11 protein-coding genes and 1 pseudogene are annotated in these 15,998 nt (G+C 64.1%); 5 read left to right on the top strand and 7 right to left on the bottom strand.

The features are described from left to right. Positions 1-60 precede the first annotated feature (60 nt). Entirely contained in the window at positions 61-1,551 is a 1,491-nt protein-coding gene (locus M2396_RS11255; RefSeq protein ID WP_103435578.1) for an aldehyde dehydrogenase family protein, read from the bottom strand. A gap of 136 nt (positions 1,552-1,687) precedes the next feature. Between M2396_RS11255 and gcvA the strand changes: the two genes are divergently transcribed. Next, positions 1,688-2,578, top strand: coding sequence for a transcriptional regulator GcvA (gene gcvA / locus M2396_RS11260; protein WP_259074790.1), 891 nt, complete (start codon positions 1,688-1,690; stop codon positions 2,576-2,578). 117 nt (positions 2,579-2,695) lie between these two features. Next, positions 2,696-4,090 (top strand): VOC family protein, encoded by a 1,395-nt coding sequence (locus M2396_RS11265; RefSeq protein ID WP_150570443.1) that lies wholly within the window; start codon positions 2,696-2,698, stop codon positions 4,088-4,090. Between the two features lie 54 nt (positions 4,091-4,144). Here the strand turns inward: M2396_RS11265 and M2396_RS24350 are convergent, their stop codons facing one another. The 3 genes and pseudogenes from M2396_RS24350 to M2396_RS11275 all read right to left on the bottom strand — a co-directional run bounded on the left by M2396_RS24350 (position 4,145) and on the right by M2396_RS11275 (position 7,215). Further along, positions 4,145-5,011: a methyl-accepting chemotaxis protein gene (locus M2396_RS24350; RefSeq protein ID WP_375140266.1), complete on the bottom strand. Its 867-nt coding sequence runs from the start codon at positions 5,009-5,011 to the stop codon at positions 4,145-4,147. Next, positions 5,006-6,127: pseudogene (locus M2396_RS24355) on the bottom strand (Cache 3/Cache 2 fusion domain-containing protein); the annotation flags it as partial. The gene M2396_RS24350 and the pseudogene M2396_RS24355, both read right to left, overlap by 6 nt. Positions 6,128-6,285: 158 nt before the next feature. Further along, on the bottom strand, positions 6,286-7,215 hold the full coding sequence (locus tag M2396_RS11275) for a LysR substrate-binding domain-containing protein (RefSeq protein WP_150570445.1): 930 nt from the start codon (positions 7,213-7,215) through the stop codon (positions 6,286-6,288). A gap of 156 nt (positions 7,216-7,371) precedes the next feature. Between M2396_RS11275 and M2396_RS11280 the strand changes: the two genes are divergently transcribed. Continuing rightward, positions 7,372-8,742, top strand: a complete 1,371-nt coding sequence (locus M2396_RS11280) for a NorM family multidrug efflux MATE transporter (RefSeq protein WP_150570446.1) — start codon at positions 7,372-7,374, stop codon at positions 8,740-8,742. 141 nt (positions 8,743-8,883) lie between these two features. Here M2396_RS11280 and M2396_RS11285 read toward each other — a convergent pair whose 3' ends face one another. Continuing rightward, positions 8,884-10,548, bottom strand: coding sequence for a bifunctional diguanylate cyclase/phosphodiesterase (locus M2396_RS11285; protein WP_101322911.1), 1,665 nt, complete (start codon positions 10,546-10,548; stop codon positions 8,884-8,886). A gap of 315 nt (positions 10,549-10,863) precedes the next feature. Between M2396_RS11285 and rep the strand changes: the two genes are divergently transcribed. Then, positions 10,864-12,873 carry a DNA helicase Rep gene (gene rep / locus M2396_RS11290; RefSeq protein ID WP_101322910.1) on the top strand — a complete coding sequence of 670 codons (2,010 nt, stop codon included), beginning with the start codon at positions 10,864-10,866 and terminating at the stop codon, positions 12,871-12,873. A gap of 66 nt (positions 12,874-12,939) precedes the next feature. Then, entirely contained in the window at positions 12,940-13,512 is a 573-nt protein-coding gene (gene xpt / locus M2396_RS11295; RefSeq protein WP_101322909.1) for a xanthine phosphoribosyltransferase, read from the top strand. A gap of 3 nt (positions 13,513-13,515) precedes the next feature. Here the strand turns inward: xpt and M2396_RS11300 are convergent, their stop codons facing one another. Together M2396_RS11300 and M2396_RS11305 are read right to left on the bottom strand one after the other, a co-directional pair. Beyond that, positions 13,516-15,378, bottom strand: a complete 1,863-nt coding sequence (locus M2396_RS11300; RefSeq protein WP_259074800.1) for an acetyl-CoA hydrolase/transferase C-terminal domain-containing protein — start codon at positions 15,376-15,378, stop codon at positions 13,516-13,518. A 113-nt stretch (positions 15,379-15,491) separates the two neighbouring features. After that, the gene (locus M2396_RS11305) at positions 15,492-15,914 is read right to left on the bottom strand and encodes a cytochrome c5 family protein (protein ID WP_224785531.1); all 423 of its coding nucleotides are present in this window, start codon (positions 15,912-15,914) and stop codon (positions 15,492-15,494) included. Positions 15,915-15,998 lie beyond the last annotated feature (84 nt).

Genomic DNA, 15,998 nt, shown 5'->3' on the forward strand with positions numbered 1-15,998 from the left:
CCAGGCGGCCGCTCGCGGCACACGGCCGCGAAAGGGGGCCGAGGCCCCCGCCTGCGATCATCAGTCGAACACGATGCCCTGCGCCAGCGGCAATTCGCGTGAGTAGTTGACGGTGTTGGTCTGGCGCCGCATGTAGCCTTTCCAGGCATCCGAACCCGACTCGCGACCGCCGCCGGTTTCTTTCTCGCCGCCGAACGCGCCACCGATCTCTGCACCGCTGGTGCCGATGTTGACGTTGGCGATGCCGCAGTCGCTGCCGGCTGCGCTCTGGAAGCGCTCGGCTTCACGCAGGTCGGTGGTGAAGATGCACGACGACAGGCCTTGTGGCACTTCGTTATTCAGGCGCAAGGCCTCCTCGAAGTCGTCATAAGCCAGCACGTACAGGATCGGTGCGAAGGTCTCGTGGCGGACCACTTCGCTCTGCGCAGGCATCTCGGCGATTGCCGGGGTCACGTAGTAGCCGTTCGGATACTGGCTGGCCAGCTGACGCTCACCACCAAACACCTGGCCACCTTCGTCACGGGCCTTGGCCAGTGCGCCTTGCATGGCGTCGAACGACTGCTTGTCGATCAGCGGGCCGACCAGGTTGTTCTCGCGCGGGTCGCCGATGCGCACTTTGCCGTAGGCGGCTTTGACGCGGGCAACCACTTCGTCCTTGATCGAACGGTGCACGATCAACCGACGCAGGGTGGTGCAGCGCTGGCCAGCGGTGCCGACGGCGGAGAACAGAATGCCGCGCACAGCCAGATCAAGATCGGCACTCGGCGCGAGGATCATGGCGTTGTTGCCGCCCAGTTCGAGGATGCTGCGGCCAAAGCGTGCGGCAACCCGTGGGCCGACTTCACGGCCCATGCGGGTGCTGCCGGTGGCGCTGACCAGCGGTACACGTGGGTCGTCGACCAGCGCTTCGCCGGCTTCACGGCCGCCGATCACCAGCTGGGCCAGGCCGGCCGGTGCATCACCGAAGGCCAGCAGGGCTTTTTCGAACAGCGCCTGGCAGGCCAGTGCGGTCAGCGGGGTCTTCTCGGACGGTTTCCAGACCACGGCGTTACCGGCTACCAGCGCCAGCGCGGTGTTCCACGCCCACACCGCCACCGGGAAGTTGAAGGCGCTGATCACGCCAACCACGCCCAGCGGATGCCACGACTCACGCATGTGATGGCCGGGGCGCTCGGAGGCGATGGTCAGGCCGTACAGCTGACGCGACAGGCCGACGGCGAAGTCGCAGATGTCGATCATTTCCTGCACTTCGCCCAGGCCTTCCTGGGTGATCTTGCCGGCTTCGATCGAGACCAGCTCACCGAGCTCGGCCTTGTGCTGACGCAGGACTTCGCCAAACAGCCGCACCAGCTCGCCGCGACGCGGGGCCGGTACAGTGCGCCAGGCTTCGAAGGCGGCGTGGGCCTGGTCGATGCAGGCGGTGGTCTCGGCCTTGCCGAGCAGTTTCACCGTGGCGATCTGGCTACCGTCGATCGGGGTGTGAACAGGGTAGTCGCCCTGGGTGTAGGCCTGGGCGGCGACGCCAAGGCGCTCGAGCAATGCAGCAACCATCGTGCTTCTCCTAAATCGGCTGAAGGGTGGTAAATATGATGTGGATCAGTATTAATCCGATCACAGCAGTGCAACAAACGACCTTTATTCCGCATATCATTCCGTCAGGTCATGATCCCCTTGCATAGAGACTGCCATGTCGAAACGTCTGGTACCGTCGATGACGGCCCTGCAGTGCTTTGAAGCCGCAGCCCGTCACTTGAGCTTCACCCGCGCTGCCGAAGAGCTGCACCTGACCCAAAGTGCGGTCAGCAAACAGGTCGCGCAGCTTGAAGACATGCTCCACCACCACCTGTTCCTGCGCATTCGCCGGCGCTTGCAACTGACGCCTGCGGGCAGCCTGTACCTGGCCGAGGTGAACAAGATCCTCACCCAGGTCGACATGTCCAGCCGCTACATCCTGACGTACGGCGAGCAGACCGAGATATTGAAGGTAGCTACTCAACCGAGTTTTGGCGTGCGCTGGTTGATCCCGCACCTCAAGGGTTTTGGCAAACGCTACCCGAATATCCACCTGGATATCCGCAACGAGATGGAGCCGTTCTCGCTGTTGCAGGGCTCGGCCGACGTGGTGTTCTTCTTTGGCCAGGGCACCTGGCCGGGGGCAACCTGCGTGCAGTTGTTCGACGAGGAAGTGGTGCCGGTGTGCGCGCCTGAGCTGCTGCAAGGGCGCGAATTGAGCGATGCCAGCGCGCTGGCCGAACTGGTGTTGATGCAGAGCACTTCACGGCCGGAGGCCTGGCACGAGTGGTTCCTGGAGCAGGGCCTGCACACCGACAACAGCTACCACGGGCCACGCTTCGACACCTTTTATATGGCCTTGAGTGCGGCTCAGGCGGGCTGCGGCGTGGCGCTGGTGCCACGTTATCTGGCGGAGAAGGAACTGGCCGAGGGCAGTTTGGTGATTGCCTGGCAGCATGCTATGCGCAGTAATGGCGCGCATTATCTGGCGTATGCCGAGCATGCGGCCGAAGTGCCGAAGGTGCGGGCGTTGGTGGAGTGGATCAAAACTCAGCTTGGGGGCTGATAGTGTCGGGGCGACATCAATCATAAAGGGAATGACACCTCTACTTTTTTTCGCTTGTGGCGGCAGTCCATTCCCAGTTTTCATGTAACGGTCCCATTAACCACCAGGAAGCTTGCGATGCCCGCCCATGATTTCGTCAGCCCAGACAGCATCCGTGCGCAGTTCTCTGCCGCCATGTCGCTCATGTACAAACAGGAAGTGCCGCTGTACGGCACGCTGCTGGAGCTGGTCAGCGAAATCAACCAGCAGGTCATGCAGCAACAGCCGCAGGTCGCTGAAGCGCTGCGCTGGACCGGCGAAATCGAGCGTCTCGACCACGAACGCCATGGCGCCATCCGCGTTGGCACCGCCGCCGAGCTGGCCACCATCGCCCGCCTGTTCGCGGTGATGGGCATGCAGCCGGTGGGTTACTACGACCTGAGCTCGGCGGGCGTGCCGGTGCACTCGACGGCGTTTCGCGCAGTGCATGAGCAGTCGCTGCACGTCAGCCCTTTCCGCGTGTTCACCTCGCTGCTGCGCCTGGAGCTGATCGACAACCCGCAACTGCGCGAGCTGGCTGCGAGCATTCTGGCCAAGCGGCAGATCTTCACCCCGCGGGTGCTGGAACTGATCGCCCAATGTGAGCGCAACAACGGCCTCAACGCAGCCGACGCCGAGGCCTTTGTGCAGGAGGCGCTGCACACCTTCCGCTGGCACCAGCAGGCGACGGTGACTGCCGAGCAGTACCAGCAACTGCATGACCAGCACCGGCTGATTGCCGATGTGGTGGCGTTCAAAGGCCCGCACATCAATCACCTGACCCCGCGCACGCTGGACATCGATGCGATTCAGCTGGGCATGCCGGCCAAGGGCATTCCCCCCAAGGCAGTGGTCGAAGGCCCGCCAACCCGGCGTCACCCGATCCTGCTGCGTCAGACCAGCTTCAAGGCCCTGCAAGAGAAGGTCGCCTTCACCGATCAGGCCGGCAGCGAAGGCAGCCATACTGCGCGCTTCGGCGAAATCGAACAGCGTGGAGCAGCGCTGACGCCCAAGGGCCGGTCGCTGTACGACACCCTGCTCGATGCGACCCGCGCAGCACTCGGCGGGGTTCCGGCCGAGGCCAATGCCGAGCGCTACCAGCAGTTGCTCCAGGCGCAGTTCGCCGAGTTCCCCGATGACCTGGCGCAGATGCGCGAGCAGGGCCTGGCCTACTTCCGTTACTTCGCCACCGACAAGGGCCTGGCAGCGCGCAACGAAGCTGGCCGGCCGAGCACCTTGCAGGGCCTGATCGACGCCGGGCATGTGCATTTCGAGGCGCTGGTTTACGAAGACTTCCTGCCGGTCAGTGCGGCGGGGATCTTCCAGTCCAACCTGGGCGACGATGCCCAGGCCAACTACGGCAGCAATGCCAACCGCGAAGCGTTCGAGGCGGCGCTGGGGTTGGCGGTGCAGGACGAGCTGGCGCTATACGCGCAGAGCGAACAGCGCTCGCTGCAGGCCTGTGCGCAGGCACTGAACCTGAGCGCGCTGTAACCCTCGCCTGATTGCAGCCGCTACGCAGGCCGATCTGCGGGGCGGCTACCGCTGTCAGCGGACGCGGAAGCGATCCACTTCCTGGCGCAACTGCGCCGCCAGGCCTTCCAGCTCACGTGCGGTGGTGGCCAGTTCATTGGCCACATCGTGCTGCTCGCTGTTGGCCTGGGCGATGCTCTGCAGGTTGCGGCTGAGCAAGGTCGCAGTGCTGCTCTGCTCCTGAGTGGCAGCGCTGATCGCGGCAAACTGCTCACCGGCGTCGCGGCTCTGCTGGTCAATCTGAGCCAGCGCATCAGCCACTTTGACGTTGCGTTCAAGGCCTTCCTGCATCAGCCGGTTGCCCTGCTGCAGGGTGCTGATGGCGTGCCCGGTCTGCTGCTGGATACTGCCGATCATTCCGGAAATCTCGTCGGTTGCCGAACGGGTCCGCGCCGCCAGGCCGCGCACCTCATCGGCCACCACGGCAAAGCCACGGCCCTGCTCACCGGCGCGAGCGGCCTCGATTGCCGCGTTGAGCGCGAGCAGGTTGGTTTGCTCGGCGATGGCGGTGATCACCCCGACGATGCCGCCGATTTCCTGCGAGCGGGCGCCAAGGGTGTCCATGACCTCAGCAGTGCCGCCGAGGGCATCGGCGATCTGGCGTAGCGAGGCTGACGCTTCGTTCATCGCGCTGCGGCCAACCCGGGTGTGCTCGGCATTGTCGCGGGCCATGCGTTCGGTGCCGGCCATATTGTCGGCAATGTTCATCGAGGTGGCGCTGAACTCTTCGACGGCGCCAGCCATGCTGGTGATTTCGCCAGACTGCTGCTCCATGCCTTCGCAGGCACCGGACGACAGCCCGGCCAGCGAACGAGCACGGCCGCTGACCTGCTCGGAGGCGCTGCGAATGTGCGCAACCATGGTCGACAGTGCTTCACCCATCTGGTTGAAGCTGCGCGCCAACTGGCCAATCTCGTCGTTGCTGCTGACCGTCAGACGCGCGCTCAGATCACCCGCACCCAGGGCTTCGGCCTGACGCAGCAGGTCGCTCAGTGGGCGCAGCTTGCGCCGCAGCAGGAACAGCGTCGCCGCCACCGCCAGCAGCATGGCCAGCAGGCTGCCGATCGCCAGGCGCAGGCCGACACTCCAGGTCACGTCGCGAATCTCGGCTTCGGGCATGCTCGCAACAACTGTCCACGGGCCTTCGGCAAACGGCATGGCAACGCTGAAAATCTGCTGGTCGGCGTTGTCCCAGAAGCTGCCAGTACCCGGCTCTGCAGCGAGGTTCTTGACGGCTTGCGCGGCCGCCTCGGCATTGCCCACATCAGCCGGCGGCACCAGCCACTTGCCCTGCTCGTCGAGCAGCGCCAGCGAGCCGGTGTGACCGATGCGGAAGCGCTTGAGGTTGGCGAGCTGGGCGTTCTGCGCATCGGTGTAGTCGAAGCCGACGAACAACACCGCAATGACTCGGCCGCTGTCATCGCGCACCGGCACGTAGCGGGTCATGTAGTTGCGCTCGAACAGCACGGCACGGCCAACGTAGTTTTGCCCGGCCATCAACTTGGCATAGGCCGGGTGCTGGCGGTCGAGCTGGGTGCCGATGGCGCGGCTGCCATCCTGCTTGGTCAGCGAGGTGCTGATGCGGATGAAGTCATCGCCACTGCGCACGAACACGGTGGCGACGCCAGCAGTCATCTGCTTGAACTCGTCGACCTGCTGGAAATCGTTGTTGAGCAGGTGTTCCCCCAGATACAGCGCCGGCGTGGCCTGGCCGGCGACAGTGGCGCTTTCGCCGGCATGCAGGCTCAGACCCGAGGCGAAACGGCGCTCGAACAGGCCGCTGAGGCGCTGGGTGTTGTCCTTCAGCGAACCATGGAAGGTATCCAGCTGGTCAGCCAGCAGCCGCGCTTCACTGGCCAGGTGTTCCTGGCGGGTGGCGAGGTTGGCGTTGTCCAGCGAGCGCAGGGCAAACAGGGTACTGCCGGTGATCACCAGCGCCAGCACGATGGCGAGGGCGATCCCGAGCTGTGAGGCAATCCGGGCACGGGGTTGAGGCATGTGCAAGCTCCTGGCAAGGGGCCGGGATCATCCTGATCGCGCTGACCGCCCGCTGCTTTCGACGGGTAATCGCGTCCTCTTGCGGGACGCTGGTGCCACTAAATCGGCGTCGCGGACGAATACTTGAGTGCCGGACCGGGACATTCGCAAACGTTTTACTACGCAAGCGCTGGCAGGATTTGCACCGCTGGCAAGTCCATTGCCGCCGCCTCTTCCTGAAGAAACCCGCTCAAGCGACGCAGGCGCTCCGAGCCGGGCCTGGTGCGTGGCCAGACCAGGTAATAGTCCATGCCGCTGGCCACTGCGGTCGGCCACGGCAGGCTCAGCCGGCCTTGAGCGACGTCTTCGGCCACCATCAACAGATCGCCCATGGAGATCCCGTAGCCACGCGCCGCAGCGATCATGCCCAGTTCAAGCGTGTCGAAAACCTGCCCACCCTTGAGCGAAACCTTGTCAGCCAGGCCCATGCGCGCCAGCCAGCTACGCCAGTCACGTTTGTCCGGGGTCGGATGCAGCAGTTCGATGTCAGCCAGGCGCTGCTCATCCCAAGGCCCCTCGTCGATCAGCTGCGCAGCGCCGACCGGGATCAGCAACTCGGAGAACAACCGCCGCACCTCCCAGTCGACCGGGAACTGGCCATCGCTGAGCAATACCGCGCAGTCGAACGGCTCGTGATTGAAATCGACATGGTCGACGTCCATCCAGGCGCTGGTCAGTTGCACTTCGTTGCCCGGTTGCAGATGGCGAAAGCGGCTCAGCCGCGCCAGCAGCCAGCGCATGGTCAGGGTCGACGGGGCTTTCATGCGCAGGATGTCATCTTCGCCGCGCAAGGTATCGCAGGCGCGCTCCAGCGAAGCGAAGCCATCGCGCACGCCGGGCAGCAGCATCCGCGCCGCCTCGGTCAGCTGCAGGCTGCGGCCGCTGCGCACGAACAGGCGGCAGGCGAAGTGCTCCTCCAGCGTGCGGATGTGCCGGCTGACGGCGCTTTGCGTAATCGACAACTCCTCGCCGGCGCGAGTGAACGAGGAATGCCGTGCAGCCGCCTCGAATGCGCGCAGCGCATAGAGCGGAGGGAGTTGTCTGGACATGGGGCACCTGCAATACGGGGGGCACGAACGAGCAAGGCAAATCATACATACATGAGTTCAACTCATGGGAGCGATCGCATTTATCCTTTTGTGGAAAGTTGACCCAGGCCTCAGAATCCACCTCCTGTTCATCCCCCAGCATCAAGGACTCTCACCATGCACGTCGCGCCCACCGTTGAACTCAAGGCTCTGCTGCGCCTGGCCGGGCCGCTGATTGCCTCGCAGTTGGCGCATATGCTGATGGTGCTGACCGACACCTTGATGATGGCGCGGATCAGCCCGCAGGCCCTGGCCGGTGGCGGCCTGGGCGCGGCGAGCTATTCGTTCGTGTCGATCTTCTGCCTGGGCGTGATTGCCGCCGTCGGCACGCTGGTGGCGATCCGCAAGGGTGCCGGGGATATCGCCGGCGCCACCCGCCTCGCTCAGGCCGGCATCTGGCTGGCCTGGGCTTTGGCGCTGGGCGCCGCGCTGGCATTGTGGAACCTCGGCCCGGTGCTGCTGATGTTTGGTCAGCAGCCGGAAAACGTCGAGGCGGCCATGGCCTTCCTCACCCTGTTGCCACTGGCACTACCCAGCTACCTGACGTTTATGGCCTTGCGCGGCTTCACCAGCGCCCTTGGCCGGTCGACGCCGGTGATGGTCATCAGCCTGGTCGGCACGGTGCTCAACTACCTGCTCAACCATGCGCTGATCGAGGGCATGTTCGGTTTGCCCAAACTCGGCCTGGTCGGCATTGGCCTGGTCACCGCGCTGGTCTCGCTGGGCATGGCCATCGCCCTGGCGCTGTATATCCGCTGGCACCGCTTCTACGACGCCTACCCGCTGCGCAAGGGCCTGGCGCGGCCATCGCTGTCGGCGTTGCGCGAGCTGTGGCGGCTGGGCCTGCCGATTGGCGGCACGTACATGGTCGAAGTCGGCTTGTTCGCCTTCGCCGCGCTGTGCATGGGTGTGCTCGGCAGCACCGAGCTGGCGGCGCATCAGATCGCCCTGCAGATCGTCTCGACCGCGTTCATGGTGCCGACCGGGTTGTCTTATGCGGTGACCATGCGGGTCGGCCTGTATTACGGCGGCGGCAACCTGCTTGCAGCGCGCAGTGCCGGGCGGGTCGGTATTTGCTTTGGTGCGCTGTTGATGTTTGCCTTCGCCGCGCTGTTCCTGTTGCTGCCCGAGCAGTTGGTGGGATTGTTCATCGACCGCAATGACCCTGCCTTTGCCGGCATCTTCCAGCTGGCAGTGGGGCTGGTGATGGTGGCGGCGTGGTTTGAGTTGTTCGATGGTGTGCAGACCATCGCCATGGGTTCGATCCGCGGCCTGCAAGACGCCAAGACCACCTTCCTGATCGGTCTGGGCTGTTATTGGCTGATCGGCGCGCCAAGTGCGTGGCTGTTTGCCTTCAACCTCGACGGCGGTGCACTCGGCATCTGGTGGGGCCTGGCGCTGGGCCTGGCCTGCTCCTCGGTGGCGCTGACCTTCGCCTTCGAATGGCGGATGCGGCGGATGCTGCGCAAGGTTGCCGTGGGGGGGTGACGGTCGGGAATGCAGGGGGCGCTTTGCGCCCCTTTCGCGACACAAGGCCGCTCCTACAGGTACCGCGCAATGCCCAGACGACATGGTTCCTGTAGGAGCGGCCTTGGGTCGCGAAAGGGCTGCAAAGCAGCCCCGGCGCACTCAGACAGCGCGGATCGCACTGACCGGCACCTGCTGCAGGTAGGTCACCAGCTCATCCACCGGCAGCGGCTGGCTGACCAGAAAACCCTGCACCTGGTCGCAGCCAAAGCCGCGCAGCAGCGCCATCTGCTCTTCGCTTTCGACACCCTCGGCGACCACTTCGAGGTTGAGGTTGTGCGCCAGGTTGATCATCGCGTGGACCAGCTTGCGGTTTTCTTCGCGCAGCTCCATACCACCGACAAAACTGCGGTCGACCTTGAGCAAGGTGATCGGCAGGCTGTTCAGGTGCACGAACGACGAAAAACCGGTGCCAAAGTCATCCAGCGAGAAGCGCACGCCCAGGCGGCCCAGGGCGTCCATGGTCTGGCGCACCAGCTCGTTGCGGCGCATCACCGCGGTTTCGGTCAGTTCGAACTCAAGCCACCGGGCATCGACGCCATGCTCAATGATCAGCCGGCTCAGGGTCGCCAGCAGCTGGCTGTCCTGAAACTGGCGAAAGCTCAGGTTGACCGCCATGTGCAGCGGCGCAATGCCGTGCTCACGCAGGCCCTGCATGTCGCGCAGGGCACGGGAGATGACCCAGTAGCCGAGCGGCACGATCAGGCCGCTCTGCTCGGCCAGCGGCACGAATTCGCTCGGCGGCAGCAGGCCGCGTTCGGGGTGGTTCCAGCGTACCAGTGCTTCGAGGCCAACGATGCGGCCGTCGACGAGGTTCAGCCGTGGCTGGTAATGCAGTTCCAGCTCGTCGCGGCGCAGGGCGCGGCGCAGTTCGCCTTCAAGGTCAGCCAGGCTGCGTGCGTTGCGGTTGATCCGCTCGTTGAACACATGAAAGCTGCAACCCTGCACGCTCTTGGCCTGGCGCATGGCGATGTGCGCGTGCCACATCAGTGGGTCGGCGCCGGCCTGCGCGCGAGCATGGGCCAGACCCAGGCTGCAGCCCACCAACAGGCTTTCGCCATCGACCCAGTACGGCTCACCCAGCGCTTCGACGATGCGCTCGGCCACCCATTCGGCGCGGTTCGGCTCGCGACGGGTGTCGATCAGCAGGGCGAATTCGTCGCTGCCCAGCCGGGCCAGCTGATCGCCCGCCTCCAGCTGCAACTTGAGCCGGGTCACCACCTGCAGGATCAGCCGGTCGCCGCCCTGATGGCCGAGCGCATCGTTGACGTGGCGAAAGTTGTCCAGATCCAGATGGCCAAGAGCAACGCCACGGCCGTCGTGTTCGGCCAGGCGCGTGGTCAGCAGGGCCTGAAAGCCCTGACGGTTGGCGATGCCGGTCAGCGGGTCCTGTTCGGCCAGGCGCTGCAGGGTGGCGACCAGCACGCCGCGCTCGCGCACATGACGCAGCGAGCGGCGCAGGCTGTCACTGCTCAGTTGCGCCAGCACCAGCCAGTCACTGACGCCGGCAGGCGGCGCCTCGGGCTCGTCGTCGAGCAGGACAATGGTCGGCAACTCGCAGCGGCCCGGGGTCGGCAGCAGCGCAGGCGTTGCCAGCACCACCGCCTGACGGTCATGGGCAAACAGGCTGTTGACCGCCTCCCAGTTGGGCGCGGTCAGCAGCACGGCGCTGCCAGCCAAAGGCTGCAGGCAGTCGCGCAAGCTGGCGGCCCACTCCGGCTCATCGGCCAACAGCAGCAAACGCAAGGGTTCGACAGGCGTGGACAAGCGCGCTCCTTAGGCGAGGTCGTTAACCGTGACGGGGGTATCCTACCTCAAGAGCCAAATGATATTCACTCTTATTAACACCCATCCCGGGGCTGCACTCCGTCGTATTCTGTCGCGCATCCTGCTCCAAAAGTCGTACAACCGGCAAATCTGATTTGAGTAATAGCTCGATTGTGGCGGCAAGGCCATGATCCACTCCCGCCAGGTAGGGCACCGGACGTCACAAAAGTCTGACTCCGGCGTCAGACGGTCGCGCCACAAGCGTGACTTGCCTGTTAGAATGCGCGGCTATTTTCTGGCGACCCCGGTTCTAGCATGTCCCGACTCAATCCCCGGCAACAAGAAGCCTGTGACTATGTCGGCGGCCCTCTTTTGGTGCTCGCCGGTGCTGGCTCCGGCAAGACCAGCGTGATCACCCGCAAGATCGCCCACCTGATCCAGAACTGCGGCATCCGTGCCCAGTACATCGTCGCCATGACCTTCACCAACAAGGCCGCGCGCGAGATGAAGGAGCGGGTCGCCACCCTGCTGCGCGCAGGTGAGGGGCGCGGCCTGACCGTCTGCACCTTCCACAACCTGGGCTTGAACATCATCCGCAAGGAGCACAAGCACCTGGGCTACAAGCCGGGCTTCTCGATCTTCGACGAGGCCGACATCAAGGCTTTGCTGTCGGACATCATGCAGAAGGAGTACTCCGGCGACGACGGCATCGACGAGATCAAGAACATGATCGGTGCCTGGAAGAACGAGCTGATCATGCCCGCCGAGGCGTTGGAAAAAGCCCGCAATCCGCGCGAGCAGACCGCCGCCATCGTCTACACCCACTATCAGCGCACGCTCAAGGCGTACAACGCGGTGGACTTCGACGACCTGATCCTGCTGCCGGTCAAACTGTTCCAGGAGCACCCCGAGGTGCTTGAGCGCTGGCAGAACAAGGTGCGCTACCTGCTGGTCGACGAATACCAGGACACCAACGCCAGTCAGTACCTGCTGGTGAAGATGCTGATCGGCATGCGCAACCAGTTCACCGTGGTCGGCGACGATGACCAGTCGATCTACGCCTGGCGCGGTGCCCGCCCGGAAAACCTCATGCTGTTGAAAGAGGACTATCCGTCGCTGAAGGTGGTCATGCTCGAGCAGAACTACCGCTCGACCAGCCGCATCCTGCGTTGCGCCAACGTGCTGATCGCCAACAACCCGCATGATTTCGAAAAGCAGCTGTGGAGCGAGATGGGCCACGGTGACGAAATCCGCGTGATCCGCTGCAAGAACGAGGAAACCGAGGCCGAGCGTGTGGCCATGGAAATCCTCACCTTGCACCTGCGCACCGACCGTCCCTACAGCGACTTTGCCATCCTCTACCGCGGCAACTACCAGGCCAAGCTGATCGAATTGAAGCTGCAGCACCACCAGGTGCCGTATCGCCTGTCGGGCGGCAACAGCTTCTTCGGGCGCCAGGAGGTCAAGGACCTGATGGCCTACCTGCGCCTGCTGGTCAATCCGGATGACGACAACGCCTACCTGCGCGTGATCAACGTGCCGCGCCGGGAAATCGGCTCGACCACCTTGGAAAAGCTCGGCAACTATTCCACCGAGCGTGGCGTGTCGATGTACGCCGCCAGCGACGAAATTGGCCTCGGCGAGCACCTCGATGCGCGCTACACCGAGCGCTTGCAGCGCTTCAAGCACTGGCTCGACGGCGTTCGCCACAAGGTCGCGCTGGATGACCCGATCGCAGCGCTGCACGAGATGGTCCGCGACATCGACTACGAAAACTGGATCCGCCAGAACACCGCCAGTGACAAGGCGGCGGATTTCCGGATCAGCAACGTCTGGTTCCTGATCGATGCCTTGAAAAACACCCTCGAGAAAGACGAAGAGGGTGACATGACCATCGAGGACGCCATCGGCAAACTGGTCCTGCGCGACATGCTCGAGCGCCAGCAGGAAGAAGAGGAAAACGCCGAAGGCGTGCAGATGATGACCTTGCACGCCTCCAAAGGCCTGGAATTCCCCTACGTGTTCATCATGGGCATGGAAGAGGAAATCCTCCCGCACCGCTCCAGCATCGAGGCCGACACCATCGAAGAAGAGCGGCGCCTGGCCTACGTGGGCATCACCCGCGCACGCCAGACCCTGGCCTTCACCTTCGCTGCCAAGCGCAAGCAGTACGGCGAAATCATCGATTGCACGCCCAGCCGCTTCCTTGACGAACTACCGCCGGATGATCTGTGCTGGGAAGGTCTGGACGATGCGCCGGTTGAAGTCAAAGCCGCGCGCGGCAACAACGCCTTGGCCGATATACGGGCAATGCTCAAGCGCTGAACCCTTTTACACTTTTGTCACGGCAGCCAGCCGTGGCCACTTTTTGCTACATCGAGGAATACCACAGTGGAAGCACTGCAGCAGAAGATTCGCGAAGAAGGCATCGTGCTTTCCGACCAGGTTCTCAAAGTCGACGCGTTTCTCAACCACCAGATCGATCCTGCCCTGATGCAGCTGATCGGTGACGAATTCGCCCGCCTGTACGCAGACTCCGGCGTGACCAAGATCGTTACCATCGAAGCCTCGGGCATCGCTCCGGCGATCATGACCGGCCTGAAACTCGGTGTACCGGTGCTGTTCGCCCGCAAGCACCAGTCGCTGACCCTGACCGAAAACCTGCTGACTGCCTCGGTGTATTCGTTCACCAAGCAGACCGAGAACACCGTGGCGATTTCGCCGCGTCATCTCAACAGCAGCGACCGCGTGCTGGTTATCGACGACTTCCTCGCCAACGGCAAGGCCTCGCAGGCGCTGATCTCGATCATCAAGCAGGCTGGCGCTACCGTTGCCGGGCTGGGCATCGTCATCGAGAAGTCGTTCCAGGGCGGCCGTGCCGAGCTCGACAGCCAGGGTTACCGGGTTGAGTCGCTAGCGCGGGTCAAGTCGCTTGCAGGCGGCGTGGTCACCTTCATCGAGTGACGCTCACCGGGTTGCCTGCAACCCGGCCAGCAGCAGGCGCTGATACAGCTCTTGTTTCAGCCCCTGCGGCTGCTCCAGGCCCATCCGCGCCAGCTGCGCCGGATAGGCTTCGGGCGGCGGTGCATCGAGCGCCGCCTTGCCCAGCTCGAGCACCTCGCTCAGCTTGAACTTGCTCTTGAGCCAGTTCAGCGCCCTGAACAAATCACGCTCCTCGGCGGTGAAGTCCGTGCCCAGCGGATACTCCGGGAACAACCGTGGATGCCGCTCACGCAGCGCTTCGAGGCGCTCCGGGGTGTTGTCGCAAAAGCGCTGATCCAGCACGAAGTCCTTGGCCAGTTTGCCGGCGGCCTTGGCCTGCTCGAGCAACTCGCCCTGAAAACGTGAATCGCTGATCGCCAGCAGCCGGGCGATGACTTCGCTGTCGGTCTGCCCGCGCAGGTCGGCGATGCCGTATTCGGTGACGACGATATCGCGCAGGTGCCGCGGGATGGTGCAGTGGCCATAGGTCCAGTACAGGTTGGAGCTGACCTCGCCACCGGCCTCGCGCCAGCTGCGCAGCAGCAGCACCGAGCGGCCGCCTTGCAACGCGTGGCCCTGGGCGACGAAATTGTACTGCCCGCCTACCCCGCTCAGAACGCGACCGTCTTCCAGCTGGTCGGCGACGCCGGCGCCGAGCAGGGTCATGGCGAATACGGTGTTGATGAAGCGTGCATCGCGGCGCTGGCGGCGTTTCAATTCTTCCTGGCCATACAGCTCGTTGATGTAGCTGATGGCGGTCATTGCGTAGCGCTGGCGCTGCTCCAGCGGCATCTCGCGCAGACGCTGGTAGAACGCCTGTGGGCCGAGAAAGAAACCACCGTGCACCAGCACCCCGTGTTCATCGGCCGGGCGTCGCACCACGCCGGCTTCGGCCAGCGCCAGCAGGCCGTTGACGAACATTTCGCTGCAGCCATAGAGGCCTTGGGCGAAGCCATCCAGGCCGCCTTCACGTTCGATCAGCGCCAGCCACGGCTGGATATCCAGCTCGTCCAGCACGGCGCGGTAACCCTCGTTGTCGCCCTGGCGCGCCAACAACGCAGCAGTTACCGCATCGCCCATGGCGCCGATGCCGATCTGCAGCGTGCCACCGTCACGCACCAGGGCGCTAGCGTGCAGGCCGATGCAATGGTCCTGAGTCGCCACCGGCATGTTCGGGGTGGAAAACAGCCGGCGCTGCTCGGGCTCGTCGATCAACAAGTCGAAGGCCTGGCGCCCCAGTTCGGCAGCGCCGGGCATGTACGGCAGCTCGGTGTGCACCTGGCCGAGCAGAAGAATGGTCTCGCCGGCGGCGCGGCGCTTGGCGACCATCGGCAGCAGGTCGAGGGTGATGTCCGGGTTGCAGGCCAGGCTCAGGTGATCCGGGCGCTCCGGGGTTTCAGCCACCAGTTGCGCGATCAGGTTAAGGCCCTTGGCGTTGATATCGCGGGCGGCGTGGCTGTAGTTGCTGCTGACGTAGTCCTGCTGGGCCATGCAGCTGTGCAGCAGGCTGCCGGGCTGCATGAAGAACTGCTCGACGCGGATATTGGCGGGCAGTTTGTCGCCGCGCAGGTCGGCCAGGTAGTCGAGCTCTTCGTAGTCGGCGAAGACCCGTTCGATGAAGGGTTCGAGGAAGCGTTTCTGCAGGCCATCGCCCAATGGCGGCCGGCCGAGGCTGAGCGCGGTGTAGATGGTCAGGCGGCGTTCGGGCAGCTCACGGATGCGGGCATAGAGCGCGTTGACGAAGGCATTCGGTTTGCCCAGGCCGAGCGGCAGGCCCATGTGAACATGGGCGGGCAAATGGGCCAGAACGTGGTCTACGGCCTGGTCGATGCTGCAGCTGTGGGCCATCGGTGCCTCCTGTTACGTCCATGCGGTCAGGGGGTTGGACCGTGGGCGGGCGGGATTTGCTGCACCTGGCTTGGGATTGCTGGGGCTGCTGCGCAGCCCCAGCAATCGATAGGTCAAAGCCCGGACATCTTCTGAATCGCCGCCTTCAGCTCATCGTCCGAACAATCAGCGCAGGTGCCCTTGGGCGGCATGGCGTTGATCCCGGTAATCGCCTTGGCGAGGATCCCATCAAGCCCACCCTGATGATCGGCACGCTCTTTCCACGCAGCGGTATCGCCGATCTTCGGCGCATTGAGCAGGCCGGTGGCATGGCAGGCATTGCAGTGCTTGGCGATCACGTCATCAGCCGACTTGGCCGCGCCACCGCTGGCCACAGCCGCCACGGCCATGCCCTTGCATTCCTGGCCCTGAACACACACCTGGCCGACCGGCGCCAGGCGCTTGGCAATATCATCGTTGGTCGCCGCGTTTGCGGTGACTGCCCACAGGGCGAAAACGGCAGCTGGTATGGCCAGCATCTTCTTGATTTGGTTCACGCGTTCACCCTCATGGTGGCTGATCACGCCCGCAGCCACGAATTGCGGGCGTTGAAAAGTATAGCGGCTACACCACAGCCGCGA

It is taken from the genome of Pseudomonas sp. BIGb0278 (assembly GCF_024809895.1).
In the GTDB taxonomy this organism is placed as follows: Bacteria; Pseudomonadota; Gammaproteobacteria; order Pseudomonadales; family Pseudomonadaceae; genus Aquipseudomonas; species Aquipseudomonas shirazensis.

Excerpts from the sequence above, each read along its gene's own strand:
- rep (WP_101322910.1), top strand. The coding sequence starts at position 10,864 with ATGTCCCGACTCAATCCCCGGCAACAAGAAGCCTGTGACTATGTCGGC.
- M2396_RS11265 (WP_150570443.1), top strand. The coding sequence starts at position 2,696 with ATGCCCGCCCATGATTTCGTCAGCCCAGACAGCATCCGTGCGCAGTTC.
- M2396_RS11300 (WP_259074800.1), bottom strand. The coding sequence starts at position 15,378 with ATGGCCCACAGCTGCAGCATCGACCAGGCCGTAGACCACGTTCTGGCC.
- M2396_RS11255 (WP_103435578.1), bottom strand. The coding sequence starts at position 1,551 with ATGGTTGCTGCATTGCTCGAGCGCCTTGGCGTCGCCGCCCAGGCCTAC.
- M2396_RS24350 (WP_375140266.1), bottom strand. The coding sequence starts at position 5,011 with ATGGGTGAAGCACTGTCGACCATGGTTGCGCACATTCGCAGCGCCTCC.
- M2396_RS11280 (WP_150570446.1), top strand. The coding sequence starts at position 7,372 with ATGCACGTCGCGCCCACCGTTGAACTCAAGGCTCTGCTGCGCCTGGCC.
- gcvA (WP_259074790.1), top strand. The coding sequence starts at position 1,688 with ATGTCGAAACGTCTGGTACCGTCGATGACGGCCCTGCAGTGCTTTGAA.
- M2396_RS11275 (WP_150570445.1), bottom strand. The coding sequence starts at position 7,215 with ATGTCCAGACAACTCCCTCCGCTCTATGCGCTGCGCGCATTCGAGGCG.